The organism is Psychrobacter sp. Rd 27.2, assembly GCF_001921755.1.
In the GTDB taxonomy this organism is placed as follows: Bacteria; Pseudomonadota; Gammaproteobacteria; order Pseudomonadales; family Moraxellaceae; genus Psychrobacter; species Psychrobacter celer.
The window spans coordinates 1-403 of record NZ_MRYB01000096.1 but is presented as its reverse complement, the minus strand read 5'-3'; the positions used below and the strand labels follow the sequence as shown (position 1 = coordinate 403).

1 pseudogene is annotated in these 403 nt (G+C 35.7%); it reads right to left on the bottom strand.

The window, feature by feature from the left end:
- A pseudogene (locus tag BTV99_RS12750) lies at positions 1-190 on the bottom strand (type B chloramphenicol O-acetyltransferase); the annotation flags it as partial.
- Positions 191-403 lie beyond the last annotated feature (213 nt).

Genomic DNA, 403 nt, shown 5'->3' with positions numbered 1-403 from the left:
AGCAATAACGCCCAATAATTAATTTATCTACGTCCGTTCGATCTGGTGCTAAATATCGGGCACAATCATCAAAATTATGTCCATGATAGTATCCTGAATAGTAGCTGTGCTCACCCACAATAATATTAGGGTTAGTAACTTGTTCTTTAAGAGGTTTGCCTTCAAAGGGGCTTTCAAAGTAATTATTCATGCTATCAATACCTTTTTAATATTTTTACTTCAGTAACCGGCCTAACTCGTATCAGTTCATAAATATTGCATAATTTCGATAGCTGCGCTATTTACTTCGATAAAAGCCACTATTAGTCCCCCACTTGGTGAGTTGGGTTCAATAGTTACTTTTTAGTTTTCAATTCTTTAGTTAGGCCATCTACTACAAACGCTACGTGAGGTATACTATTCA